The 25,977-nt window shown below is 70.7% G+C and carries 20 protein-coding genes; 13 read left to right on the top strand and 7 right to left on the bottom strand.

Annotated features, from left to right (window positions below; genetic code table 11):
- Positions 1-66 precede the first annotated feature (66 nt).
- Positions 67-3,066: a DEAD/DEAH box helicase gene (locus NE234_RS01090; RefSeq protein WP_252775943.1), complete on the top strand. Its 3,000-nt coding sequence runs from the start codon at positions 67-69 to the stop codon at positions 3,064-3,066.
- Positions 3,066-3,869 carry an SWIM zinc finger family protein gene (locus NE234_RS01085; protein ID WP_252775941.1) on the top strand — a complete coding sequence of 268 codons (804 nt, stop codon included), beginning with the start codon at positions 3,066-3,068 and terminating at the stop codon, positions 3,867-3,869. The genes NE234_RS01090 and NE234_RS01085 overlap by 1 nt, the downstream gene beginning before the upstream one ends.
- 10 nt (positions 3,870-3,879) lie before the next feature.
- On the opposite strand, the gene NE234_RS01080 is transcribed toward NE234_RS01085, so the two are convergent.
- Entirely contained in the window at positions 3,880-4,461 is a 582-nt protein-coding gene (locus tag NE234_RS01080; protein WP_252775940.1) for a TetR/AcrR family transcriptional regulator, read from the bottom strand.
- 84 nt (positions 4,462-4,545) lie between these two features.
- On the opposite strand from NE234_RS01080, the gene NE234_RS01075 reads away from it, so the two are divergent.
- From NE234_RS01075 to NE234_RS01060, 4 genes are all read left to right on the top strand, one after another.
- Positions 4,546-4,989: a nuclear transport factor 2 family protein gene (locus NE234_RS01075; protein WP_252775937.1), complete on the top strand. Its 444-nt coding sequence runs from the start codon at positions 4,546-4,548 to the stop codon at positions 4,987-4,989.
- Positions 4,986-5,858 (top strand): SDR family oxidoreductase, encoded by an 873-nt coding sequence (locus tag NE234_RS01070; RefSeq protein WP_252775935.1) that lies wholly within the window; start codon positions 4,986-4,988, stop codon positions 5,856-5,858. The genes NE234_RS01075 and NE234_RS01070 overlap by 4 nt, the downstream gene beginning before the upstream one ends.
- The gene (locus tag NE234_RS01065) at positions 5,855-6,907 is read left to right on the top strand and encodes an MsnO8 family LLM class oxidoreductase (RefSeq protein WP_252775934.1); all 1,053 of its coding nucleotides are present in this window, start codon (positions 5,855-5,857) and stop codon (positions 6,905-6,907) included. Before NE234_RS01070 ends, NE234_RS01065 begins: the two co-directional genes overlap by 4 nt.
- A 499-nt stretch (positions 6,908-7,406) precedes the next feature.
- A complete protein-coding gene (locus tag NE234_RS01060) occupies positions 7,407-7,805 on the top strand; it encodes a helix-turn-helix domain-containing protein (RefSeq protein WP_406566918.1) in 399 nt (132 codons plus the stop codon).
- 155 nt (positions 7,806-7,960) lie between these two features.
- Here NE234_RS01060 and glgP read toward each other — a convergent pair whose 3' ends face one another.
- A complete protein-coding gene (glgP, locus tag NE234_RS01055; protein ID WP_252775929.1) occupies positions 7,961-10,558 on the bottom strand; it encodes an alpha-glucan family phosphorylase in 2,598 nt (865 codons plus the stop codon).
- Between the two features lie 487 nt (positions 10,559-11,045).
- Here glgP and NE234_RS01050 point away from each other — a divergent pair, with 487 nt between their 5' ends.
- From NE234_RS01050 to NE234_RS01030, 5 genes are all read left to right on the top strand, one after another.
- Positions 11,046-13,052, top strand: coding sequence for an alpha-1,4-glucan--maltose-1-phosphate maltosyltransferase (locus NE234_RS01050; protein ID WP_252775926.1), 2,007 nt, complete (start codon positions 11,046-11,048; stop codon positions 13,050-13,052).
- A complete protein-coding gene (treS, locus tag NE234_RS01045; protein ID WP_406566917.1) occupies positions 13,049-14,788 on the top strand; it encodes a maltose alpha-D-glucosyltransferase in 1,740 nt (579 codons plus the stop codon). Before NE234_RS01050 ends, treS begins: the two co-directional genes overlap by 4 nt.
- A gap of 37 nt (positions 14,789-14,825) precedes the next feature.
- Entirely contained in the window at positions 14,826-16,211 is a 1,386-nt protein-coding gene (locus NE234_RS01040; protein ID WP_308206820.1) for a maltokinase N-terminal cap-like domain-containing protein, read from the top strand.
- 119 nt (positions 16,212-16,330) lie between these two features.
- Positions 16,331-18,541, top strand: a complete 2,211-nt coding sequence (gene glgB, locus NE234_RS01035; protein ID WP_252775922.1) for a 1,4-alpha-glucan branching protein GlgB — start codon at positions 16,331-16,333, stop codon at positions 18,539-18,541.
- A gap of 171 nt (positions 18,542-18,712) precedes the next feature.
- Positions 18,713-20,641, top strand: coding sequence for a Xaa-Pro dipeptidyl-peptidase (locus NE234_RS01030; RefSeq protein WP_252775920.1), 1,929 nt, complete (start codon positions 18,713-18,715; stop codon positions 20,639-20,641).
- A gap of 279 nt (positions 20,642-20,920) precedes the next feature.
- On the opposite strand, the gene NE234_RS01025 is transcribed toward NE234_RS01030, so the two are convergent.
- Positions 20,921-21,829 carry a LysR family transcriptional regulator gene (locus tag NE234_RS01025; protein WP_252775919.1) on the bottom strand — a complete coding sequence of 303 codons (909 nt, stop codon included), beginning with the start codon at positions 21,827-21,829 and terminating at the stop codon, positions 20,921-20,923.
- Between the two features lie 124 nt (positions 21,830-21,953).
- Here NE234_RS01025 and NE234_RS01020 point away from each other — a divergent pair, with 124 nt between their 5' ends.
- Positions 21,954-22,682, top strand: coding sequence for an SDR family oxidoreductase (locus NE234_RS01020; RefSeq protein ID WP_252775916.1), 729 nt, complete (start codon positions 21,954-21,956; stop codon positions 22,680-22,682).
- Positions 22,683-22,727: 45 nt separating this feature from the next.
- Here the strand turns inward: NE234_RS01020 and NE234_RS01015 are convergent, their stop codons facing one another.
- The 3 genes from NE234_RS01015 to NE234_RS01005 all read right to left on the bottom strand — a co-directional run bounded on the left by NE234_RS01015 (position 22,728) and on the right by NE234_RS01005 (position 24,356).
- Positions 22,728-23,219: a hypothetical protein gene (locus tag NE234_RS01015; RefSeq protein WP_252775914.1), complete on the bottom strand. Its 492-nt coding sequence runs from the start codon at positions 23,217-23,219 to the stop codon at positions 22,728-22,730.
- Positions 23,216-23,863 (bottom strand): TetR/AcrR family transcriptional regulator, encoded by a 648-nt coding sequence (locus NE234_RS01010; RefSeq protein WP_252775912.1) that lies wholly within the window; start codon positions 23,861-23,863, stop codon positions 23,216-23,218. The genes NE234_RS01015 and NE234_RS01010 overlap by 4 nt, the downstream gene beginning before the upstream one ends.
- A 73-nt stretch (positions 23,864-23,936) precedes the next feature.
- A complete protein-coding gene (locus tag NE234_RS01005) occupies positions 23,937-24,356 on the bottom strand; it encodes a PIN domain-containing protein (RefSeq protein WP_252775909.1) in 420 nt (139 codons plus the stop codon).
- Between the two features lie 77 nt (positions 24,357-24,433).
- Between NE234_RS01005 and NE234_RS01000 the strand changes: the two genes are divergently transcribed.
- Positions 24,434-25,156, top strand: a complete 723-nt coding sequence (locus NE234_RS01000) for an SDR family oxidoreductase (RefSeq protein WP_252775907.1) — start codon at positions 24,434-24,436, stop codon at positions 25,154-25,156.
- 8 nt (positions 25,157-25,164) lie between these two features.
- On the opposite strand, the gene NE234_RS00995 is transcribed toward NE234_RS01000, so the two are convergent.
- Positions 25,165-25,974, bottom strand: coding sequence for an NUDIX domain-containing protein (locus NE234_RS00995; protein ID WP_252775905.1), 810 nt, complete (start codon positions 25,972-25,974; stop codon positions 25,165-25,167).
- Between the last annotated feature and the right edge of the window lie 3 nt (positions 25,975-25,977).

Raw genomic sequence — 25,977 nt, 5'->3', positions numbered from 1 at the left:
ACGCTGTCGGACCGGTTTGATAGCTTCACCTGGTCCGGAGCGTCGTCACGGGGGGGCAGGGCGATCATGCTCGTCGCGCATGCCACCTGGCATGGCGGTGCGCTGTGCCTGTGGGCCGAGGACTCCACCCTCCCGCCGACCACGCGGATCCGCACGTCCCCGAAGCCGCACCCCTTCGCGGCCCCTGACTTCGAGGGCACGTCGTACGCGGCCGTGACGCACGGCGCGCCTCGGATCGAGCCGACCCTGATCCTCCCCGGCTCCGCCATCGGCCCGTTCCCCTCCCCCGAGCTGGCGCGCGAGCCCGCGTCCGGACGACCCGAGCCGCATCCCTGGCAGATTCCGGCGCTCGTGCTGGACCCGCTAGCCGCGATGACGCTGCTGCACCCGGCCGCCGATGCCGAGGACGTCGTACGCGGCGCCGATCTGCGGTTCTTCGCGCACGTCGCCGAGGAGGCGGTCCACCTCGCCGCCCGGGGCCGGGTCCTGCCCGCGCTCGTACGCGAGGACGGCGACCTGACGGCCCGGTGGCGGCCGGTGATCACCGGCGACGACGCCGTGCGGTTCCGTGAGCTGGCCGCCGCCATGCCGCCCGCCTGCCGCGCCGCCGACGAGGACCTCGCCGCGTCCGACGTCCTGCTGGACGCGCTGTCCGGCCTGGTCGACGCCGCCGTCCGCGGCGTCGTTCCGCACCCGCTGCTGCCCGAGCGCGCGGGGCGGGTGCCCGACCGGCTGCCGCTCACCGAGCGCTGGGCGGCCGCGCTCACCGGGCCCGACCCGACGGTGTCCCGGGAGCCGGGCGACGACCCGGACGCGCTCGCCGCCGAGCTGGACGCCTGGGCGGCCGCGGCCCGCCGGTCGCACGGCCCGCTCCGCGTCTGCTTCCGCCTCGTCGAGCCGCCGGCGCCCGAGGGCGAGGTCGCCGTCCAGGGGCCGTGGACGGTCGAGTTCGCCGTGCAGGGCACCGACGACCCCAGTCTCTACGTCCCGGCCGCCGCCCTCTGGACGGGCGAGGTCACCTCGGTGCCGAACGCCGAGGAGACCCTGCTCACCGGCCTGGGCCGCGCGCTGCGCCTCTACCCGGACCTCGCCCAGGCGCTGCGGGTCGCGACGCCCACCAGCGTGACGACCGACGCCGAGGGCGCGTTCCGGTTCCTGCGGGAGTCGGCGCCCCTGCTGTCCGCCGCCGGCTTCGGCGTCCAGCTCCCGCAGTGGGCGGGCCGGGCGCGGCTCGGCATGAAGCTCACCACCCGCGCCAAGACCGCGACCGACGGGGCCGGGGCCGCCACCTCCTCCGGCTTCGGCCTCGACAGCATGGTCGACTTCCGGTGGGACCTGGCGATCGAGGGCGAGGACATCACCGAGGAGGAGCTGGCCGAGCTGGCTCGGCTCAAGGCCCCCCTCGTACGGCTGCGCGGCAAGTGGGTCGAGCTGGACGAGCGGCAGCTCGCCTCAGCGCTCGACTTCCTGCAGCAGCGCCGCACCGGCGAGATGACCGCGGCCCAGGCCGTCCGCGCCGCCATCCACGCGGGCGACGACGCCCTGCCGCTGCTCCAGGTCGACGCCGACGGCCCGCTCGGCGACCTGTTCTCCGGCGAGGCCGACCGCCGCCTGGAGCCGATCGGCACCCCGGACGACTTCGAGGGAACGCTGCGCCCCTACCAGGAACGCGGCCTCGCCTGGCTGGCCTTCCTCGACCGCCTCGGCCTCGGCGCGATCCTCGCGGACGATATGGGACTCGGTAAAACCGCCCAGACCCTTGCCCTGCTCGTGAATCGGACAAATTCCCGGCCGACGTTGTTGATCGGGCCGATGTCGCTGATCGGGAACTGGCAGCGGGAGGCGGCGCGGTTCACGCCGAAGCTGCGGATCTACGTGCACCACGGCGGTGGGCGGCACCGCGGGGATGACCTCGTCAAGGCGGCGGCCGAGGCCGACCTCGTACTGACCACCTACGGGACCGCCGCGCGGGACCATGAGGCGCTCGCCGCGATCGAGTGGGACCGCGTCGTCTGCGACGAGGCGCAGGCGCTGAAGAACAGCGGCACCCGGCAGGCGCGGGCGGTCCGGAGCATCCCGGCGCGCAGCAGACTCGCGCTCACCGGCACGCCGGTGGAGAACCACCTGACCGAGCTCTGGTCGATCATGGAGTTCGCCAACCCCGGCGTGCTCGGGCCGCGCCAGTACTTCCGCGAGCGGTTCGCGGTGCCGATCGAGGCGCACGGCGACGAGGAGGCCGCCGCCGCGCTGCACCGGGCGACCGGCCCGTTCATCCTGCGCCGCCTCAAGACCGACAAGACGATCATCACGGATCTGCCGGACAAGCAGGAGATCAAGGTCTGGTGCAACCTGACGCAGGAGCAGGCGTCGCTGTACCAGGCGACCGTCGAGGACATGCTCGACCAGATCAGCGGCAGCGAGGGCATGGAGCGGCGCGGCCTCGTGCTGGCCACCATGGCCAAGCTCAAGCAGGTCTGCAACCACCCCGCCCACCTGCTCAAGGACGGCTCGCGCCTGCACGGCCGCTCCGGCAAGCTCGAACGCCTGGAGGAGATCTGCGCCGAGGTCGTCGAGCAGGGTGAGAAGGCGCTCGTCTTCACCCAGTACGCCGAGTTCGGCGCGATGCTGCGGCCGCACCTGGAGGCCAAGCTCGACCGCCCGGTGCTGTGGCTGCACGGTGGCGTCGCCAAGAAGCAGCGCGACGAGCTGATCCGCCGGTTCCAGGAGGACGCCGACCCGGCGATCTTCCTGCTGTCGCTGAAGGCGGCCGGCACCGGGCTGAACCTCACCGCGGCCAACCACGTCGTCCACGTCGACCGCTGGTGGAACCCCGCCGTCGAGGACCAGGCGACCGACCGCGCGTTCCGCATCGGGCAGACCAAGAACGTCCAGGTCCGCAAGTTCATCTGCGTCGGCACGATCGAGGAGCGGGTCGACGAGATGATCGAACGCAAGAAGTCCCTGGCCGAGCGCATCGTCGGCACCGGCGAGGGCTGGCTCACCGAGCTGTCCGTCACCGACCTGCGCGAGATCATGCGGCTCGACCCCGAGGCGGTGAGCGACTGATGCCGATCTACGGGAAGGCCCGGCCCGTCGAGGGCGGCCTGAAGGCGAAGTCGAGCGGGCGCGGCTCGATCGGCGAGGAGTGGTGGTCACGCCGCTTCATCGACGTCCTGGAGTCCTTCGCCGACCGCGGCCGGCTCACGCGGGGCCGCACGTACGCCCGCAAGGGCCAGGTGATGAAGCTGCGGATCGACGCGTACGAGGTGACCGCCCTCGTCCAGGGCTCCGACCCCGAGCCGTATGAGGTGTCGATCGGCATCGACCCGGTCCCGGACACGGTCTGGGAGTCGATCGAGCAGGCCCTGGCCTCCCAGGCGGTGTTCCGGGCGCGGCTGCTGGCCGGGGAGATGCCGCCGGAGATCGAGGACGTCTTCGCCATCTTCGGCGTCTCGCTGTTCCCGCAGTCGTCGGCGGACATGCACCTGATGTGCAGCTGCCCGGACTGGGGCGACCCGTGCAAGCACACCGCCGCGGTGCTCTACCTCCTGGCCGAGGCGTTCGACGACGACCCGTTCCTCATCCTCGCCTGGCACGGCCGCACGAAGGACGACCTCCTCGCCGGCCTCCGCCGCCTCGAACCCGCCGAGGTCGACCCGCTGACCATCGAGGAGACGCCCCTGGCCGAGCGGATGGAGGACTTCTGGGCGCCCGCCGTCGTCCGCGACCGCCCGCCCGCTCCCCCGGTCCCCCCGGCCCTGCTGCTCCGCCTCCTCGACCCGCCCAAGGTCAAGGTCCGCCGCCGGGACCTCATCGACGTCCTCAAACCCGCCTACGAGGCCCTCCCCGACCTCGAACAACCCGAATGACGCAGCACCCCTAGTCCGGTGCGGGCCGGAGTCCGGCCAGTACGACGGCGCAGCCCTTCTCGAGGATGTCGTCCTGCGGGTGCACGTCCATGTAGCTGCTCGACGGGGACGGCAGCCGCGAAAGCAGGAGGACGTCCTGCCAGGTCACGTCTTCCCGCATCCGTCCGTCCGCCTGCGCCCTCCGCACGCCGGCGGCGAACGCGGCCAGGAGGCGCTGCCGGGCGGCCTGGACGGCGGGGCCGCCGTGGTCCTTCAGTGACCCCGACAGCCCCGAGTTGCGGGCGTTCTCGTACGCCAGTGCGACGAACAACTGCTCGAACGCTCCCCATGCATCGGCCTCCTCGGCCAGGCGGTCGCTCAGTTCGTTGAGCTGGTCCAGGACGTCGAGCAGGACCGCCTCGAGCAGCTCGGCGCGTTCGGGGAAGCGCCGGTAGACGGTCGCGGCACTGACCCCCGCACGAGCCGCGACGTCGTGATACCCGACGTCGAGGCCGCACTCGGCGACCATCTCGCGGGCGGCCTGGACCACCCGGGCGGTGTTCCGCAGCGCATCGCGTCGTGGCGCGCGACCTCCGTTGTCCTGAGCACCCATGAACCCAAACATAGCAAAGTGGACAACTTTGTTCATATCATCCATACTGAACAAAGTTGTTCAGTTCGCAGACCGGAGGACAGCATGACCCCCCACGACGACCGCGCCGCCATCACCGACCTGCTGTTCGCCTACAACGTCGCCGTCGACGCGCTCGACATCGACGGGTGGGCCGAATGCTTCACCCCCGACGGGGTGTTCCACGGGGCCTACGACACGTTCCGGGCCGTCGAGGACAAGGAGCGCTTCGCCGCGCACGCTCGCGAACTCGAGTCGACGGGGATGCCGCGGCTCCGCCACTTCCTGTCGAACATCCGCATCGACGTCGACGGTGACGAGGCGCGCGCCCACTGCTTCTTCCAGATCGTCGCGACCCGGTCGGCAGGCGAGAGCAGCATCGTGATGGTCGGCGAGTACGCCGACCATCTCCGCCGTATCGGCGACCGGTGGCTGTTCGTCGAGCGCCGCGTCCTCACCGATGGCGCCGACAGCATCGGCGATGGCCGGTCTGCCGGGGCCGCGGCATGACGGCACCAGACCGGGTATGGCTCGTCACCGGCGCCGCCGGAGGCATCGGGATGGCCCTGCTCGAGCGGGTGCTGACCACAGGCGAGCGCGTAGTCGCCGCATCCCGCGACATCCGGGCATTCGCCGAGCTCGTCGAGCGCTTCGGCGACGCGATCCTGCCGGTGGCGCTCGACGTGACCAGCCAGGACGAGGCGCGAGTGGCGGTCGAGAACGCCCTGGCGCGGTTCGGACGGCTCGACGTCGTGGTCAACAACGCCGGTTACGCCCAGCCGGGCATGGCAGAAGAGCTTGCCGACACAGCCTTGCACGCCCAATTCGAGACCAACTTCTTCGGGCCGTGGAACGTCGTGCGGGCCGCGCTGCCCCACCTACGGGGACGTCGCAGCGGGCATATCATCCAGATCAGCTCGCTCGCCGGCCAGATCGGCGCGCCTGGCATGGCCGCCTACGTCGCGAGCAAGCACGCGCTCGAAGGCTTCTCGCTGTCCCTGGCCGCCGAGCTGCGCCCGCTGGGCATCCGGGTGACGATCGTCGAACCCGGTTCTGTCCGGACTGGATTCCGGGCCAGGTGGGCCCGGCGCCTGGGGCCGGACACGACCATCCCGGACTACGACGACGCGCGTGCGGGGCTGCGTGCCATCGTCGATGGAGTACGTGGTGCGCCGAGTGACGCGGCGGCCATCGCCGACGGGATCGCCGAACTCGTCGACCTCGAAAACCCGCCAGACCGCCTGCCGCTCGGTGCCGACGCGGTCGAGGAGATCCGCCGGGCCCGCACCCGGCAGCTGCGTGACATCGACCAGTACCTCGAGTTCAGCCTGAGAGCATCACGAGAGCCTGACCCGACCGGATCGGAGGCCCCGGCATGAGGCTCTCGATCCTCGACGCGACCCCCGTCCCTGAGGGCTCGTCCGCCGTCGAGGCTCTTCGGCACTCCGTCGAACTCGCCTCCCTCGCCGACGAGGCCGGCTACCTCCGCTACTGGGTGACCGAACTCCACGGCTCGCCGATGCAAGCCGGTTCCACCCCCGAGGTCGCGATCGCCCGCGTCGCGGCCGGCACACGGCGGATCAGAGTGGGGTCCGGCGCTGTCCTGCTCAATCACCGGAGCGCGTTCCGGACCGCCGAGACATTCGGGCAGCTGCACGCGATGTTCCCCGGCCGGATCGATCTGGGGATGGGCCGGGCGACAGCGGGACCGGTCATCGACGCGGCCCTGCAGATCCACCCGACTCGTCCGCGAGTAGCCGTCGACCATGAGGACCAGATCGGTGCGGTCCTGGCCTGGCTGGACCAGGGATTCCCAGCGGATCACCCTTTCTCGGCCGTCTCCTTCATGACCGGGGTCGACGGTCGGCCCGAACCGTGGCTTCTCGGCTCGACCAGGTCGAGTGCCGTCCTCGCCGCGCGGTTCGGCCTGCGCTACGCCTTCGCCGGCTTCCTCAACCCGCCCGGGGCCGCACCCGCGCTGCAGGCCTACCGAGAACAGTTCCGGCCGAGCGGCAGGCCGACCGGCACCCCGGAGCCGCACTCATTGCTGGCCCTCAACGTGGCATGCGCCGACACCGAGACCGAGGCACGACGGCTGCGCGCGTCCGCCGAACTCGTCTACCAGGAGGCAGCCCGGGGCCGCCGACTCCCGAAGGTTCCCTCCGCGGAGACAGCCGTCCGTGAACTGGGCCTGCCAACGGAGACCGGCTACTCCGGCGTACTCGTCGTCCCGACCTTGTCCGGAACCCCCGAGCGACTGCGAGACCTTCTCGAGCGCATCGCGGCGGACACCGGCGTCGACGAACTCATGATCCAAGATCTGATCGCCGACCCGGATGCGCGGCGGCATTCTTACGCCCTGCTCGGGCAAGCATTCGCGCTCGTACCGGCACCGATTCCGGCAATCCGGGATGACTGCCATGGGTGACGACGCGCCTCCCACACTGGAGCAGCCAAAATAGGGATCAGAACCCCAATTTTCGACAACGAGCCCATACCCGAACTCACTGGCAGCCACGCGAATTCGATGCCGTCTACTGGGGCGAGACAATTTCTCGCGTCAGTAGACGGCACGAAACGAATGCGCCTCTCCTGCGTGGGCGGGGTTCACTCCGGATCGGAATCATATCCGCCCCAGGCGGCCCAGGAATGACGTATACACACTCGCGACACGACTGGCCGAGGAATGCGGCAAGGTGGGGCTGAACGCGACGGTTCTCAGCCCGACGCGGGTTCACGTGAGCGCGAGTGCCCATTCGCGCCTCGCCGAGACGGTGCATTGCCATCCGGACGGTGACGAGGAGCTGATGTGGTGGTGGAGTTGGGGGGAGCCGATCTGCCCGGCCACTAGCATCGACCTCGCCGTACGGTACATCGCCCACGTGATCGCGCCGGGAAGACGATGAACGATCTTCAGCGTGCGATCGATGACTTCTACGCGACCCTCGATGTGGAAGCCACATGACTCCGCGTGCGTTCGCGAACAGACGAGAATGACGCAGGCGGCCCTCGCCAAGGCGATCTACGCGTCGGAATCGCTCGTCGCGGCATGGGAGACAGGTCGACGGGTGCCCAAGCCCAAGTACATCGCGCCCCTCATGGAGATCCTGGAGATCGATGCGATCCTCGCTCGGATGATCGCTGAACTCCTCACAAGCATATTCTGTGGCAGGCAGGGCGGCAGGACGTATACCAGGGTGGCCGCACACAGGACTCCGAGCACCACCAGGGGCCACGTACGCCGCCGTCCGCGTGCGCCCCGGTTCGGCCGCCCGGTCGTTCGCTCCGCCGTCGCCGTCATGGTCGCTCCTCTCACGGGTTCGTGAGTCGAGCGTCGCAACGACGGCGCGGAGAAGCAGGGGGCCGACCCCCGGTTCGTGGGTGTACCTGGCCCACTATCGGCCCGCCCTTTATCGGCAAGAACCGCCGTCTCATGCGAGCCCCCCGAACCCGGTGCCGGGTTCGGGGACGTTCGCGGTGGTCAGCGCAGGTCGCCGTTGGTCATGCCGATCGGCGCCGGGGGCAGGGCGATCAGGCCCGTCTCCGCGCGGGAGGCCAGCAGCTCGTGCCGGGGCACGACGCGGACGCTGTACCCGAACGGTCCGGTCCGGTCCAGGGGGACCTCACCGGTGAAACGGAACCGGCTCTCGCCGAGGTCCTCGGCCTGGTCGAGCTCGAGGTACGACGGCCGGACCAGGGCGTCGTTGTCGTCGACCCGGCCGTACGCGACCTCGACGGCGACGTCGTCCGGCCGCAGCTCGCCGAGCTGCACCGTGGCCCGCACGGTCAGGCGCGTGCCCAGGTGCGGGGTCTTGCCCGCGCCGGTGGACTCGACGTGCTCGACCGAGACGGACGGCCACGCCTTGGCGATCCGGTGCCGCCAGGTGGCGAGCGCCTTGGCGCCGGCGTTGCCGTCGGCGGACAGGCGGCGGGCCGAGGCGGCCGCCGGGGCGTACAGGTCCTGGACGTAGTCGCGGAGCATGCGCCCGGCGAGCACCTTCGGGCCGAGGGAGGCCAGCGTGTGCTTGACCATCTCCAGCCAGCGGCGCGGCATGCCCTCACCGGCGTGGTCGTAGAACAGCGTGGTGACGTGGTCCTCGATCAGCTCGTAGAGGGCCTGCGCCTCGATGTCGTCGCGGCGGTCCGGGTCGTCGGCGCGGTCGGCGGACGGGATCGCCCAGCCGTTGTTGCCGTCGAACCACTCGTCCCACCATCCGTCGCGGATGGAGAGGTTCAGGCCGCCGTTGAGGGCGACCTTCATGCCGGACGTGCCGCAGGCCTCCAGCGGGCGCAGCGGGTTGTTCATCCAGACGTCGCAGCCCTGGACGAGCGACTGGCCGAGCGCCATGTCGTAGTCGGGCAGGAACACGATCCGGTGCCGCACGGCGGGGTCGTCGCTGAACCGGACGATGTCCTGGATCAGCCGCTTGCCGCCCTCGTCGGCCGGGTGCGCCTTGCCGGCGATGATGATCTGCACCGGGCGCTCGGGGTCGAGCAGGATCGACTTGAGCCGCTCCGGGTCGCGCAGCATCAGGGTGAGCCGCTTGTACGACGGGACGCGGCGCGCGAAGCCGATCGTCAGGACGTCCGGGTCGAGGGCGTCGTCGATCCAGGTGAGCTCGGCCTCGCTGGCGCCGCGCTGGCGCCAGGACTCCCGGAGCCGCCGGCGGGCGTCCTCGACGAGCCGGGCGCGCAGGGTGCGGCGGATGCGCCAGATCTCGGCCGCGGAGACCTTCTCGACGCCCTCCCAGCCGCGGCCGAGCTCGACGATGTCGGGCAGCTCGCGGCGCGCCAGGTCGATGATCTCGGGCGCGACCCACGTCGAGCCGTGGACGCCGTTGGTGATCGAGCCGATCGGGACCTCGTCGGTGTCGAACCCGGGCCACAGGCCGCCGAACATCTCGCGGCTGACGTGGCCGTGCAGCTCGGAGACGCCGTTGACGCGCTGGGCCAGGCGCATGCCCATGACCGCCATGTTGAAGACGGCCGGGTCGCCCTCTTCGTAGGACTCGGCGCCGAGCGCGAGGATGCGGTCGGCGGGCAGGCTGCCCTCTTCGTTGGAGCCGCCGAAGTAGCGCTCGATCAGCTCGCGCGGGAACCGGTCGATGCCGGCCGGCACCGGGGTGTGGGTCGTGAAGACCGTGCCGGCCCGGGTGGCCTCGAGGGCCTCGTCGAAGGTCAGGCCGTGCTCGTCGATGTACTCGCGGATGCGCTCGAGGCCGAGGAAGCCCGCGTGGCCCTCGTTGGTGTGGAACACCTCGGGGGCGGCGTGGCCGGTGATGCGGGAGTACACGCGGATGGCGCGGACGCCGCCGATGCCGAGCAGCATCTCCTGGAGCAGGCGGTGGTCGGTGCCGCCGCCGTAGAGGCGGTCGGTGACGTCGCGGGCGATCGGGTCGTTCTCCTCGACGTCGGAGTCGAGGAGGAGCAGCGGCACGCGGCCGACGTTCGCGACCCAGATCTGGGCGTGGAGGGTGCGGCCCTCGGGGAGGCCGACGCCGACCCGCGCCGGCGTGCCGTCGGCCTCGCGCAGGAGCGTGAGCGGAAGCCCGGCCGGGTCGATCGGGGGGTAGCGCTCCTGCTGCCAGCCGTCCGGCGACAGGGACTGGGAGAAGTAACCGTGGCGGTACAGCAATCCCACCCCGACGATCGGCACGCCGAGATCGCTGGCGGTCTTCAGGTGGTCACCGGCGAGAATTCCCAGGCCACCGGAGTACTGCGGCAGCGCCGCGGCGATGCCGTACTCCGGGGAGAAGTAGGCGATCGCCGTGGGAGCGTCGGTGAGCGTCTGGTACCAGCGCGGGGCGGTGACGTACTCGCGGAGGTCGTCGACGGCGTCGCCGAGAGCACGCAGGAAGCGCCGGTCACCGGTGAGAGCGGACAGCCGCTCGGGCGAGACCTCGCCGAGCAGGCGCACCGGGTCGTGCCGGGTCGCCTCCCACAGGTCCGGATCGACCGATTCGAAGAGATCGAGTGTCTCCGGATGCCATGACCAGCGCAGGTTGAGTACGAGCTCCTCGAGCGGCTGGAGCGGCTCGGGCAGGACGGAGCGGACGGTGAATCTGCGGATCGCCTTCACGTGCGGCGACACTAATCGGTCCGGACCGGTGCTCGCGACCTTAACCCGCCCGGCGAGCCACATCTTGGCCGCGACTTGGCGCCGAAAACCCGTACGGCTAGGTCCGAAATGCGAGCTAGCTCCCTGAGTGCGAGGATGGAAGCGACAAGGCGGCGAGGGTGCCCCCGACCCCTTCGAGCCGAGGCATACCGGGTACGCGTCGCGCCCGGCGCCTCACCCGCGGCGATGAAAGAATCCGAGCGCGGACGGAGGTCGGCGCGCGCGGTCACCGAACGCGGCGATCCCGGGCGTTACCGGACGCAGCAGCACAGTCACCACTCCTGCGTGACGAACTCTGTTTCACACCCACGAAACCGGCAACGGAGACGTTATGCGCCAACCCACGCCGAGCACCCCCACCCCCTCCGGCGGCAGCAAGCCTCAGAAAAGATCAGAGCTTTCCGAAGAACAGGGTGATCGCGGATCCGCGTCTGTACGCTCCCCTGCGATGATCGGACGCATTCCCATTCTCGACGTGCAGCCAGTGATCGACTGCGGACGCTGGCCCGCCAAGGCCGTTCCCGACGAGGAGTTCGAGGTCGGCGCCACCGTGTTCCGCGAGGGCCACGAGATGCTCGGCGCCGGCGTCGTCCTGCGGGATCCGGAGGGCCGTGTCGGGCCGCTCGTCCGCATGTCCGAGGTCGCCCCAGGCACCGACCGGTACGCCGCGTGGGTGGCCCCGGCCACGACCGGGCTCTGGCACTTCCGGGTGGAGGCGTGGGGCGATCCGATCGCGCACTGGCACCACGACGCCGGCATCAAGATCCCGCGCGGTCAGGACACCGAGCTGATGCTCGAGGAGGGCGCCCGGCTGTTCGAGCGGGCGACGGCCGCACTGCCCAAGGGGAAGGTCGGCGTGCCGAAGAAGCGGGCCGCGCTGACCGCGCTGGCCCGTACGCTCCGGGACCGGACGATCCCGCCGATGACGCGGTTCGAGGCGGCGGAGGCACCGGAGATCCGCGAGGTCCTCGACGAACACCCGCTGCGCGACCACGTGACCACGTCGGAGTGGCATCCGCTGATCGTGCACCGGGAGCGGGCGCTGTTCGGATCCTGGTACGAGTTCTTCCCCCGGTCGGAGGGCGCGACCCACGACCCGATGGGCTACCGGGCACCGCAGTCGGGAACGTTCCGAACGGCGATGAGGCGGCTCCCGGCGATCGCCGAGATGGGCTTCGACGTCGTCTACCTGCCGCCGGTCCACCCGATCGGCCGGCAGTTCCGCAAGGGCCCGAACAACACCCTGCACGCCGAGCCGCACGATCCCGGCTCGCCGTGGGCGATCGGCTCGGAGGACGGCGGCCACGACGCCATCCATCCCGAGCTTGGAACGTTCGAGGACTTCGACGCCTTCGTCGCCCGTACTCGTGAGCTGGGCATGGAGGTCGCGCTCGACCTGGCCCTGCAGTGCTCCCCGGACCACCCCTGGGTGGGCAAGCACCCCGAGTGGTTCACGACGCGCGCCGACGGGTCCATCGCCTACGCGGAGAACCCGCCGAAGAAGTACCAGGACATCTATCCGCTGAACTTCGACAACGACCCCGAGGGGATCTACGAGGAGGTCGAGCGGGTCGTACGGCTCTGGATGGCGCACGGCGTGCGGATCTTCCGGGTGGACAACCCGCACACCAAGCCGGTGGCGTTCTGGGAGCGGCTGCTGGGCAGCATCGCCGCGACCGACCCGGACGTGCTGTTCCTCGCCGAGGCGTTCACCCGCCCGGCGATGATGCACACCCTCGGCAAGATCGGCTTCCACCAGTCGTACACCTACTTCACCTGGCGTAACAGCAAGGACGAGCTGGAGGAGTACCTCCGGGAGCTGTCGGGCGCGGCCGCCGCCTACATGCGGCCGAACTTCTTCGTCAACACGCCGGACATCCTCCACGAGTACCTCCAGCACGGCGGGCCGCCGGCGTTCGCGATCCGCGCCGTCCTCGCCTCGACGCTGTCGCCGACGTGGGGGGTCTACTCGGGCTACGAACTGTACGAGAACACCCCCGTACGGCCGGGCAGCGAGGAGTACCGCGACTCGGAGAAGTACCAGTACCGGCCGCGTGACTGGGAGGCGGCCGAGCGTGAGGGACGCAGCCTGGCGCCGTTCATCGAGACGCTGAACTCCGTGCGGCGGGCGCATCCTGCGTTGCACAGGCTGCGTGACCTACGATTCCACCATGTCGACCAGCCCGAGCTGATCTGCTACTCCAAACGCGTGTCGGACGGCTCCGATCGCCTCGGAGACGTCGTGCTGGTCGTCGTGAATCTCAACCCACATCAGGTTCGCGAGGCGACGGTCCATCTCGACCTGCCCGCGCTCGGACTCGACTGGTCGGACGAGTTCGTCGTCACCGACGAGCTCTCCGGCGAGTCGTATCGCTGGCGGCAGGCGAACTACGTACGCCTTGACCCCCACACCCGGCCTGCCCACATCTTCACGGTCTCGAGAGGCGAGAGTTGACGCAGTTGGATCCCCTACCCGGAGTCGGCCCCGTCGAGCCGGTTCCCGACACGTTCACGCGTGAGACGCCCAACGAGCCTCACTGGTACAAGAACTGCGTTTTCTACGAGGTTCTGATCAGGGGCTTCTACGACTCCACCGGTGACGGTACCGGTGACATCCGGGGCCTCACCCAGAAGCTGGACTACCTGCAGTGGCTCGGCATCGACTGCATCTGGTTGCTGCCGATCTACGAGTCGCCGCTGCGCGACGGCGGGTACGACATCAGCGACTTCATGAAGATCCTTCCGGAGTTCGGCGACCTCGGCGACTTCGTCGAGCTGGTCGAGGAGGCGCACAAGCGCGGCATCCGCGTCATCGCCGACCTGGTCATGAACCACACCAGCGACCAGCACCCGTGGTTCAAGGCGTCGCAGGAGGACCCCGACGGGCCGTTCGGGGACTTCTACGTGTGGTCCGACACGGACGAGGCGTACAAGGACGCCCGGATCATCTTCGTCGACACCGAGACGTCGAACTGGACGTACGACCCGGTGCGCGGCCAGTACTACTGGCACCGGTTCTTCAACCACCAGCCGGACCTGAACTTCGACAACCCCGCGGTCCAGGACGCGATGCTGGAGGTCCTGCGGTTCTGGCTGGACCTCGGCATCGACGGGTTCCGCCTGGACGCCGTGCCCTACCTGTACGAGCGGGAGGGCACGAACTGCGAGAACCTCAAGGAGACCCACGACTACCTCAAGCGGGTCCGGGCCGAGGTCGACCGGCTGTACCCCGACCGGGTGCTGCTGGCCGAGGCGAACCAGTGGCCCGCCGACGTCGTGGAGTACTTCGGCGACCCGGCCACGGGCGGCGACGAGTGCCACATGGCGTTCCACTTCCCGGTCATGCCGCGCATCTTCATGGCGGTCCGGCGGGAGCAGCGCTACCCCATCTCCGAGATCATGGCGCAGACGCCGAAGATCCCGGAGAACGCCCAGTGGGGCATCTTCCTCCGCAACCACGACGAGCTGACGCTCGAGATGGTGACGGACGAAGAGCGCGACTACATGTACTCCGAGTACGCCAAGGACCCGCGGATGAAGGCCAACATCGGCATCCGCCGGCGCCTGGCGCCGCTCCTGGACAACGACCGCAACCAGCTGGAGCTGTTCACGGCCCTGCTGCTGTCGCTGCCCGGTTCTCCCGTCATGTACTACGGTGACGAGATCGGCATGGGCGACAACATCTGGCTGGGCGATCGCGACGGTGTCCGCACGCCCATGCAGTGGACCCCGGACCGCAACGCCGGCTTCTCCAGCTGTGACCCGGCCCGGCTCTACCTCCCGGTCATCATGGACCCGATCTACGGGTACCAGGCGATCAACGTGGAGTCGCAGCAGAACAACACCGGGTCGTTCCTCCACTGGACGCGCAAGATGATCGAGATCCGCAAGCGGCATCCGGTCTTCGGCGTCGGCGACTACACCGAGCTGACCGCGTCGAACCCGAGCGTGTTGGCGTTCGTGCGGGAATACGGTCAAGATCGCGTGTTGTGCGTCAACAACCTCTCGCGCTTCCCGCAGCCGGTCGAGCTCGACCTGCGGCGGTTCGAGGGGGCCAACCCCGTCGAGTGCATGGGAGGAGTGCAATTCCCCACGATTGGGGAGCTCCCGTATCTTCTGACGCTTCCTGGGCATGGTTTCTACTGGTTCCTCCTGTCCCCGAGCCCCGGGGGTGATGGCGAAGCGCCATGACGTGCAAACAGGAGGCACAGGCGAGGTGACATAGTCAGTGCTGTTGGAACGACTCGACGATCTGTTGGTGAACTGGCTCCCGCGCCAGCGGTGGTTCGCGGGCAAAGATCGGAGGATCGACGGGATATCCGTCGTCTCCGACACCGAGCTCGTCGAGGGCGATCCCTCGCTGCACCATCTGATCATCGCCGTGCACCAGGAGGGGGGCACCGACCGGTACCAGGTGCCCCTCGGAGTTCGCAGCGAGCTGCCCGGCCGTCTCAAGTACGCCGCGATCGGGCAGCTCGACAATGGATCATGCGTCTACGACGCGGTCCACGACCCAGGGTTGACCCGGGTCTGGCTGGAGAACATGGCCGGCAACGTCGACGTCGGCCCCCTGACCTTCCGCTCCATCACCGGCATCGACACCGACCTGTCGAGCTTCGCCAGCCCCGCCGAGCAGAGCAACACCTCGCTGATCTACGGCGACGCCTACATCTGCAAGCTCTTCCGCCGGCTCACCCCCGGCATCAACCCCGACCTCGAGGTCAGCATCGGCCTCGCACGCGCCGGCAGCAAGCACGTCCCCGAGCTGTACGGCTGGTTCTCCAGCGACCTCGGCGGCACACTGTCCACCCTCGCGATGATGTCGGAGTTCCTGCGCAGCGGCACCGACGGCTGGCAGCTCGCCGGCACCAGCGTCCGCGACCTGTACGCCGAGGCCGACCTGCGCGCCGACGAGGTCGGCGGCGACTTCGCCGCCGAGTCCGAACGGCTCGGCGCCGCGACCGCCGACGTCCACCGGGACATGGCCGCCGCCTTCGGCACCGGTGAGATGGCCCCGGCCGAGGTCCGCGCGGTCGCCGAGCGGATGCACGACCGGCTCTGCGAGACCTGTGAGGTCGTCCCGCAGCTCCGGCCGTACGCCGGACGGCTCACCGACGCCTTCGACGCGCTGGCCGAGCTCGACGAGCCCCTCGTCGTGCAACGCGTCCACGGTGACTACCACCTCGGCCAGGTCATGCGGACCGACTCGGGCTGGATGCTGCTGGACTTCGAGGGCGAGCCCGTCAAGTCCCTGGAGGAGCGCCGGGCGCCCGCCCACCCGCTCCGCGACGTCGCCGGGATGCTGCGCTCGTTCGACTACGCGGCCCGTCACCTGCTCGTCAACGGGCAGACCTTCCGCGGCGACCGCGACCAGCTGGAGTACCGCGCCCAGGAGTGGGCCGACCGGAACCGCGCCGCCTTCTGCCACGGATACGCCGAGGCCGGCGGCGTCGACCCGGCCGCGCACGAGGTGATCCTGCGAGCCTTCGAGTTCGACAAGGCCGTCTACGAGGTGCTGTACGAGGCCCGCAACCGGCCCTCCTGGCTGCCGATCCCGCTGGGGTCGATCGCCGCCCTCAGCACCCGCCCGGAGTCCGGCTACCTGGCCTCCTGACGCGCACGCTCATCCCGTGTCCTCCGCCGATCGAAGATCCGGACCCCGCGAGGATTAGCCGACGCTCGTCGGGCAGGCTTAGGGAGAGCGTGGGCATACGAGAACATCTGAGGAGCGTCATGGCGCGGGTCACCAACGACGAGATCGACCGGTTGATCGGCGGAGATCATCACGACCCCCACAGCGTGCTCGGCGCCCATCCCGGGCGCGACGGCATCACCGTTCGCGCGTTGCGGCCGCTGGCCACCACGGTCGAGGTGGTCCTCCCGGACGGCGCCCGGCATCCGATGCGCCACGTGCACGAGGGCGTCTTCGCGGTCACGCTGCCGGCCGACGCCTCCCTGGCCGGGGACGAGCCCCAGGCGGTGCCGGACTACCGGCTGGCGGTGGCGTACGACGGGCCCGAGGTGATCCAGGACGACCCGTACCGGCACCTGCCCACCCTCGGCGAGCTCGACCTGCACCTGATCGGCGAGGGCCGGCACGAGGAGCTGTGGAAGGTCTTGGGCGCGCACACCCGCACGTACGCCTCGGTCTTCGGCCCGGTCTCGGGCACCTCCTTCGCGGTGTGGGCGCCGAACGCCCGCGGAGTACGGGTCATCGGCGACTTCAACCACTGGGACGGCCGGGCCCACCCGATGCGCTCGCTCGGCGCCTCGGGCATCTGGGAGCTGTTCATCCCGGACGTCGGCGAGGGCACGAACTACAAGTTCGAGCTCCTCGGCGCCGACCGGGTCTGGCGGCGCAAGGCCGACCCGATGGCGCGGTACGCCGAGCGGCCGCCCGCCACCGCGTCCACGGTCTTCACCTCCTCCTACGAGTGGGAGGACGCCGAGTGGATGACGCGCCGCAAGTCCTACGACGCGCTGCACTCGCCGATGAGCACGTACGAGGTGCACCTCGGCTCGTGGCGCGCCGACCTGGGCTACCGCGAACTCGCCGACCAGCTGGTCGGCTACGTCACCGAGATGGGCTTCACGCACGTGGAGTTCCTGCCGGTGGCCGAGCACCCGTTCGGCGGCTCCTGGGGCTACCAGGTGACGTCCTACTACGCCCCCACCTCCCGCTTCGGGAACCCCGACGACTTCCGCCACCTCGTCGACCGGCTCCACCAGGCTGGCATCGGCGTGATCATCGACTGGGTGCCGGGCCACTTCCCGAAGGACGAGTGGGCCCTGGCCCGCTTCGACGGCACGCCGCTGTACGAGCACGCCGACCCGCGCCGCGGCGAGCAGAAGGACTGGGGCACCCTCATCTTCGACTTCGGCCGCGCCGAGGTCCGCAACTTCCTGGTCGCCAACGCGAACTACTGGCTGGAGGAGTTCCACGTCGACGGGCTGCGCGTCGACGCCGTCGCCTCGATGCTGTACCTGGACTACTCCCGCGCCGAGGGCGAGTGGACGCCGAACATCTACGGCGGCCGGGAGAACCTCGAGGCGATCGACTTCCTCAAGGAGATGAACGCCACCGCGTACAAGCGCTCCCCCGGCATCGTGACGATCGCCGAGGAGTCCACCGCCTGGCCCGGCGTCTCCCGCCCCACCCACCTCGGCGGGCTCGGGTTCGGGTTCAAGTGGAACATGGGCTGGATGCACGACACGCTGGCGTACCTCGAGCGGGACCCGCTCTACCGGGGCTACCACCACCACGAGATCACGTTCTCGATGGTCTACGCGTACTCGGAGAACTACGTGCTGCCGCTGTCGCACGACGAGGTCGTGCACGGCAAGGGCTCCCTCCTGGGCAAGATGCCCGGCGACGAGTGGCAGCGGTTCGCCAACCTGCGGGCGCTGCTGGCGTTCATGTGGGCGCATCCGGGCAAGCAGCTGCTGTTCATGGGCCAGGAGTTCGGTCAGGGCGCGGAGTGGGCCGAGTCCCGCTCCCTCGACTGGTGGCTGCTGGACGAGGCCGAGGACAACTTCCACGTCGGCGTACGGCGACTGGTCCGCGACCTGAACCACACCTACACCGCGTCGCCCCAGCTGTGGACGATGGACACCGACCCGGCGGGCTTCCGCTGGATCGCCGCCGACGATGTCGCGGGCAACGTCATCTCGTTCCTGCGGTACGGGCCGAACGGCTCGCCGCTCGCCTGCGTCGTCAACTTCTCCGGCCTCCCGCACGAGAACTACCGGCTCGGTCTGCCCTGCGCGGGCCGCTGGCGCGAGGTGGTCAACACCGACGCGTACGAGTACGGCGGCAGCGGGGTCGGCAACCTCGGCGCGGTCGAGGCGGTCGAGGACCCCAGCCACGGGCTGCCGGCCTCCGCCTGCCTGCGGGTGCCTCCGCTCGGCGCCCTCTGGCTCTCCCCGGAGACCCCTGCGCAGTGACGCGCTCCCGCGCGGAATGACCGTCGTGGCCGTGCCGGTGGCGCGGCCACGACGGAACGGCGCGGCCGGGGCCGCGCGAGTGGCGATGATCACCGGGCCACATGTGGCAATGATGTTGTGGCAGGGCCCTGTGGTACGAGAGATTTCGCGCGCAACCCCAGGAGGTAGCGCGTGCGGATCTCAGCACGGCGAGGAGTTCTCGCCTCAATCGCAGTCGCGGCCGCCCTCACGGCGACCGGGGCGCCCGCCGCCCACGCGGCGAAGAAGCCGACGATCAAGGTGGCGGACGGGGTCACCCAGCCCGTCTTCTCGTACCAGAACGCCATCCGGGAGTTCGTCCGGGTGCAGTCGAGCGTCGACTCCGACGGCGACGGCAAGAAGGACCTCATCCGGGTCGACATCATCCGGCCGAAGGAGACCGACGCCGGCTTGAAGGTGCCCTCGATCATCGACGAGAGCCCGTACTACGACAACCTCGGCCGCGGCAACGAGGGCGAGCGCAAGACGTACGACGCGAACGGCAATCCCGTCAAGTTCCCGCTGTTCTACGACAACTACTTCGTGCCGCGCGGCTACGCCGTCCTGCAGGTCGACATGGACGGCACCACCAAGTCCGACGGCTGCCCCACCTCCGGCGGCGCCTCGGACGTACTCGGCGGCAAGGCCGTCATCGACTGGCTGGGCGGCCGGGCCAAGGCCTTCGACGCCCAGGGCAGGCCGGTCAAGGCCACCTGGTCCACCGGCCACGCCGGCATGATCGGCAAGTCGTACGACGGGACCCTGGCCAACGCCGTCGCGGCCACCGGCGTCAAGGGCCTGGACACCATCGTGCCGATCTCCGCGATCAGCTCCTGGTACGACTACAGCCGCATGAACGGCGTGATCTGGTTCAAGGGCGAGGAGGACGGCCTCGCGCAGGTGGTCGACACCGACCCGCCCGCCAAGTGCGCCGCCGTCCAGCAGCGGCTCACCCAGGGCCAGGACGACGCCACCGGCGACTACAACGCCTTCTGGAACGAGCGCAACTACCGCACCGGGCCGGTCGCCGACGCGAGCAGGGTGCACGCCAGCGTCTTCGCGGTCCACGGGCTGAACGACCTGAACGTCAAGCCCAGCCAGTTCTCCACCTGGTGGGCGGCCCTGGCGAAACGCGGAGTGCCCCGCAAGGTATGGCTGTCGCAGTACGGCCACGTCGACCCGTTCGACTTCCGCCGCGACGCCTGGGTGGACACCCTGCACCAGTGGTTCGACCACTGGCTCTGGAAGCTGCCGAACGACATCATGAAGCAGCCGCGCGCGGACGTCGAGGTCGGGCCCGACCAGTGGGCCACCCAGTCCGACTGGCCCGCGCCGCACACCCGGCAGCTCAGCCTGCGCCCCCAGGCGGACGGCTCCCTCGGCCTCAAGGCCGGGACCGGCGCCGGCACCTACAGCGACACCAAGCAGGCCGAGGACGACGCCGTGTCCGACCCGACCGCGGCGAAGCCGTACCGGCTGGCCTACACGACCCCGCCGCTGAAGACCGACGTACGGCTGTCCGGCTCGCCGCGGGTGAGCCTGAAGATCAAGCTCGACAAGCCGACGGCGAACCTCGGCGCGCTGCTCGTCGACTACGGCACCGACACCCGGGTGAACTACCTGGGCGCCGGATCGGGCGTCAAGACGCTGAACACCCAGGACTGCCACGGTGAGAGCACGGCCACCGACGACGCCTGCTACTACAAGGTCGTCACGGACACCGTGACCTCCGACGTCAACGTGGTGACACGCGGCTACCTCGACGCGCAGAACCGCACGTCACTCAGCCACCCGTCGCCGCTGACGCCGGGCAAGACCTACACGGTCCGCTGGAACACCCTGCCGCAGGACTACCGCTTCAAGGCCGGGCACCGGCTCGCCCTGGTCCTCATCGGCACCGACGCCGACACCCAGGACGACGACGCCACCGGCGCGGCCGTGACCGTCGACCTGGCCGGCAGCCAGATCACCCTCCCGGTGATCATCGGCGGTTCGTCATCGGCGCCGTCCTTCTCCGCCCAGCAGAAGTGGCGCGGCCCGACCCACGTCGTGCTGCCCAAGCAACCCCGCCAGTTCCGCTGATCCGCAGCTGAGACGGGCCCCGGGACGACCGTCCCGGGGCCCGCTCACGTACAGAGGTCCTCAGCCGAGAACGTCCCTTGTGCTCGCTGAGGTCAGCGGACTCGAGGCGCGCGTGGGCGGTCGACGGCACCAGCCCCTTGCACACGCAGTCCAGCAGGTCAGCCGCGAGCGCGGGGCGCTCCCGCGGATCAACTCCAACACCATCTGGTGGTCACGACTGGGCACGGGCCGAACACTATAGGTAGTTGAACGACTACGCAAAGCATCGGCAAAGGGGGTTCAGCTCCGTACGGGCCGGATCAGTGCGGCGTCCGTGCGGACCTGGCGGGAGAGCAGGTCGGCGAAGGCGGCGGTGAGGGGGTCCGGGCGGATTCGGCTGTAGGCGCTGAGGACGCGACGGATCGGGGGGTCGGGGCGGAGCAGGAGACCGTCGAAGCCCGAAGGGATGATGTTCGCGGGCACCAGGGCGGGGCCGAGGCCGGCGGCGGCCAGGAGGGGGACGGCGGCGGTCTGCTCGGCGCGGATCGCGACCCGCGCCTGGAAACCGGCCTGCGCGCAGACCTGTTCGAAGAGGCTCGCGAGGCCGTTCCCGGGGGCGTAGTGGACCCAGGCCCGGTCGGCGAGGGAGTCGAGCGCGACGCTCCCGGTCGTCTCTCGCGCCAGCGGATCGTCGGCCGACACGACCACGACGAACTCCTCGGTGCCGAGTTCCCGTACGGGGCCTTCCCAGTCCGGCGGCGTCGGGCCGACGGCGAGGTCCGCCTGTCCGGCGCTCATCGCGGCCTGCAACGCGTCGGCGTGCGGGTACTCGCGGAGGCGGACGCGTACTCCCGGATGACGCTCGCGCCAGTTGCGCAGTACGGGCGGAAGCACGCCGAGGCTGATCGAGTAGACGGTGGCGACTTCGAGTTCGCCGCCTTCCAGCCCCGCCGTGCGGCGGGCCGCCGAGTGGAGGCGTTCGGCGTCGGCGAGCGCGGCGCGGGCGTGTGGCAGCACCGAGCGGCCCAGCGGCGTGAGCCGGATCGATCGCGGAAGGCGTTCGAGCAGCGGGCCGCCGACGTCGCGCTCGAGCGCCCGGATCTGATGGGACAGGGCGGGCTGCGTGACGTGCAGCGACTCGGCGGCGCGGGTGAAGGAGCCCGTGTCGACCACCGTGACGAGGTACTCGAACTGCCGGAGCGTCGCCATGAAGGAAACTTATCGGTCGGTCAAAGAACAAGCATTGGACTTATCGAACCAGCGAGACGAATCTTGATCGTGGTCGCCGCGGACCGAACGGGGCGGCCGTCCACTGATTCGCGGAGGATTCGTCATGTCGAACGCCACCACCACTCTCGCCGGGCAGCGGCTCGTCGTCATCGGCGCGGGTTCCCACACCGGGCGCCGGATCGCGCAGGCCGCCTCGGCGGCCGGCACCGACCTCGTCCTGGCCGGTCCCGACCCCCGCAAGCTCGAATGGACCGCCGGGGAGCTCGGCGGCTCGGCTCAGGTGGTCCCCCTGGACATCACCGATGAGGGGTCGATCGCCGGGTTCGCCAAGGAGACGGGCCGCTTCGACCACCTGGTGTCCACGGCCGCGGTGCCCGCCAACGGTCCTCTGGCCGACCTGGACCTCGCCGCGGTCCAGCGGGCCTTCGCCGCCAAGGTGATCGGCCCACTGTTCCTCGCCAAGCACCTGGCCGGGCAGGTGAACGAGGGCGGGTCCTTCACCTTCTTCTCCGGGGTGGCCGCCTGGCGGCCTTCTCCGGAACGGACCGTGATGGCCACGACCAACGGGGCCCTGGCCTTCCTGGTCCAGGCGTTGGCCGTGGAGATCGCGCCCGTTCGCGTGAACGCCGTCTCGCCCGGCATCGTCGACAGCGGCGCGTGGGACGGGCTGGGCGCCGACAAGGAGGCGTTCCTGCGCGGGGTGGCGGAGCGCAACCCGGCCCGGCGCGTCGGTACGGCCGACGACCTGGTCCAGGCCGTCCTGTTCGCCATCGGCAACCCGTTCGTCACCGGCACCGTGCTGCACGTCGACGGCGGCGGCCGGCTCGTCTGAGGAACGCCGTGATGCGCGCCCCGGGCCGGTACCGCTCGACCGCGGTCAGCGGGCGCGGGCGGCCCGGCCGGGCCGCGGGTCCGGCTGCGGGAGGCGGGCGGCGAGGCGGCTCATGACGAGTTGCTGGGCGGCGAGGGTCACGCCGAGTCCCAGCCACAGGGCGTCGAGGTCGATCGGCTCGTCGAACACCGCGTGCCCCAGCGCGGTGAGCACGAGCCGGGTGGCGATCGTCGCCAGCCACAGCAGCAACGTGACACCGCCGCCCCGCCGGTAGACGACGCCGTCCGGGCCCCGCCACATCCGCATCGTCCGGCCGCGCACCGCGCCGAAGAACGCGGAGGCGATCAGCGAGACGACGAGCAGGGCGATGCCCGCGGTGGTCGCCCGGGCGGGGCCCGGCGGGACGAGGCCGCGGGCGACGCAGAGCAGCACCCAGATCCAGGCCTGCCACCGCACCGGCCGCGTCGTGAACTGCAGGGCGATGACGAGCGCGGTGATCCCCACCGCGAGGGCGACGTCGACCGTCACGCCGTTCACCGCTCCTCCTTGTCCCGGGGCACCAGCCCGGAGTCCTCCGTCATGTAGCCGGCGAGCACGGTCGTCAGGCTCGACCGGAAGGCGGCCTCGTTGTCCGGGTCGGCCGGGTCGTGGCCGAGCGCGGAGAGCCAGGACCGGCCGCCGATGGCGTACCCGTAGGAGGCGGACAGGCCGAGCAGCACGACCGCCTCGATCCGGTCCCGGCCTGGCACCTCCGGTCCGGGCAGTGCCGCGCGGATGCCCCGTTCCATGGCGTCGACGAGCTCCCGGAGGCCCTGGTCCGCCATGCCCAGATCGGCGTGCAGTTCGGCCCAGGCGAACAGGCGTACGTACCGTTCGTCGGCGAGCGCTTCGAACAGGACGCTCATCATGCCCGCGGCGGTCGGCACGCCCGCCTCGGCCCGGATCCGCTCGCGTACGCGTTCGCGCAGCAGCGAGTTCTCGCGTCGGAGAACCTCTCTGACGAGGGCGCCGTAGGTGCCGAAGTAGTGCGTCACCAGGCCGTGCGTGACGCCGACCGCCTCGGCCACCTGCCGGAGGCCGGCACCGTCCGGGCCGCGCTCGGCGATCAGTGCCGCCGCCGCGGCGAGGATCTCCTCGCGCGCCTCGTCGGGCGAACGGCGCCTGCGCCGTGGTGCCGTCACCGGGCCTCCTATTGTCAATTGTGACAATAACACGGCCGTCCGGCGCCGATCCGCTTCTTCGGCGAGATCGGAGTCAGGGCAGGCGGTCCAGGAGCCACGTGGGGCCGACGACCGAGGCGCCCGCCGCCTCGGCGCGGCGTCGCAGCTCTCGGTCGGCGGTGACGACGGTGCGCCGCTCCCCCGCCTCGGGTGCGGCCAGCCGGGCGATCGTGTCGTCGCCGCTGCCCGGCGCCTCGACGACGCGCACGCCGGCCACGCCGGGCACGCCACGGGCGGCGCCTTCCGTGACCAGGATGACCTCCGGCTGAACGGTGCCGGAGCCGGCTCCCGGCAGTCCCTCCACCGCGCCGAGGCGGGCGAGCCGGTCACGGAGGCGCGCCGCCGCACCGGCCCGGTCGCGCCACCAGCCGTCGGGCGTGGCGCCCACGACATTCGCCCCGTCGACGATCAGAACCGGTCTCCGGGGCGCCTCACCCGGGTGCTGCTCCGTCATATGGCCCCCATGCCCGAGCGCCCCGGTTCCAAAGCGGGGTTTGACTTCGAGCGCGCTCTAAAAGATTCGATCGTCGCATGGCATCGAAACTGGCCCTGGTGACCGGGGCGAACAAGGGCATCGGATTCGAGATCGCCCGCGGGCTGGCACGGTACGACTGCGCCGTGCTGGTGGCCGCCCGTGATCGGGCGCGAGGCGAGCGGGCCGTCGCCGAGTTGAGCGCCGACGGCGGTGAGTTCCATTACGTGCGCGTCGACGTCACGGACGAGTCGTCGATCGCCGAAGCGGCGCGCTGGATCGAGGAGCGCTTCGGCCGGCTCGACATCCTGGTGAACAACGCCGGAATCACCGATCGGCCCGTTCCCGGGCCGCCGAGTGAGACGGACGTGCCGGCGATGCGGGCCGTGTACGAGACGAACGTGTTCGGGGTCGTGGCCGTGACGAACGCGTTGCTGCCGCTGCTGCGGCGCTCCCCGGCGGGGCGGATCGTCAATGTGTCGAGCGGGCTCGCGTCGATCAGCGCCTATGCGGCCCCGGACTCGGCGATGCCGCCCTACCTCGCGTACGCATCGTCCAAGTCGGCGCTGAACGCGATCACGGTCCAGTACGGCAAGGAGCTGCGGAACACCGCGATCAAGGTCAACGCCTGCGAGCCCGGTTACACCGCCACCGACCTGAACGAACACCGGGGACTGCGGACGCCCGCCCAGAGCGCCAAGGTCGCCATCGACCTCGCGCTGCTGGGCGAGGACGGACCCACGTGCGGTTACTTCGACGAGAACGGCCCACTGCCCTGGTGAGGGAGCGCTCAGGAGAGGAGGCCGAGTAGCCAGCCCGGGTCGGCGGCCGTCGCGCCCGCCGCCTCGGCGCGGCGTCGCAGTGCCGGGTCGCCGGTGACGACGACCCGGTGCTCGTCCGGAGCCCGCGGCGCGACGAGCCGCGCGAGCTCCCCCGCGCCGTCCCGGACGGTGACGATCCGTACGCCGGGGCCCTCCTCCTCGATGGGGACGGCGTCCTCGGCGGCGAGGACGATCTCGGGGAAGGAAAGGTCCGCGACGGCGCCGGGGAGGTTCGGGACCGGGCCGAGCGCGGCGAGCCGGTCACGGAGCCGGGCGAGGTCGGTTCCCGCTCCGTCGAGGGCGGCGGCGTGGACGACCAGGACCGGCCGGACGAGCGCGGCGCGGAGCCGGGGCCAGCCGTCGGCGAACGCCGGGAACAGCCTCCTGCCGGGGACCTGGTCGACGTGGACCCAGGCGACGGCCGCCGTCTCGAACGACGCCCGGCGGACGTCGGGCCGCTCGGCGACGGACGCGATCACCGTCTCGTACGACCGGCCGCCGTGGTGCTCGCCGATGAGGCCGTGCACGCGGACGACGGACGGGTCGAGCGTGCTCTCCTCCCCGGCCTCGCGGAGCGCGCCGGCGACCGCGTCCTCGTGGCTGTGCCGCGCGCCGCCGAGGAGGCCCCAGGTGCCGCCGCCGATGGAGAGGCGGGCGCGTTTCTGGAGGAGCACATGGGGCTCCGGAGCCAGGTGGTACAGGAGCAGGCCGGCCGCGCCGTGGCGTCCCCAGTGCCGGTGGCCCGCGTCGCAATTCACCCAGCCGTCCCCGTCGCCCATACC

Origin of the sequence: Actinoallomurus rhizosphaericola (assembly GCF_024055675.1) — a bacterium.
In the GTDB taxonomy this organism is placed as follows: domain Bacteria; phylum Actinomycetota; class Actinomycetes; order Streptosporangiales; family Streptosporangiaceae; genus Actinoallomurus; species Actinoallomurus soli.
The sequence above is the reverse complement of the archived record's forward strand: the minus strand, read 5'-3'. Positions and strand labels throughout refer to the sequence as shown.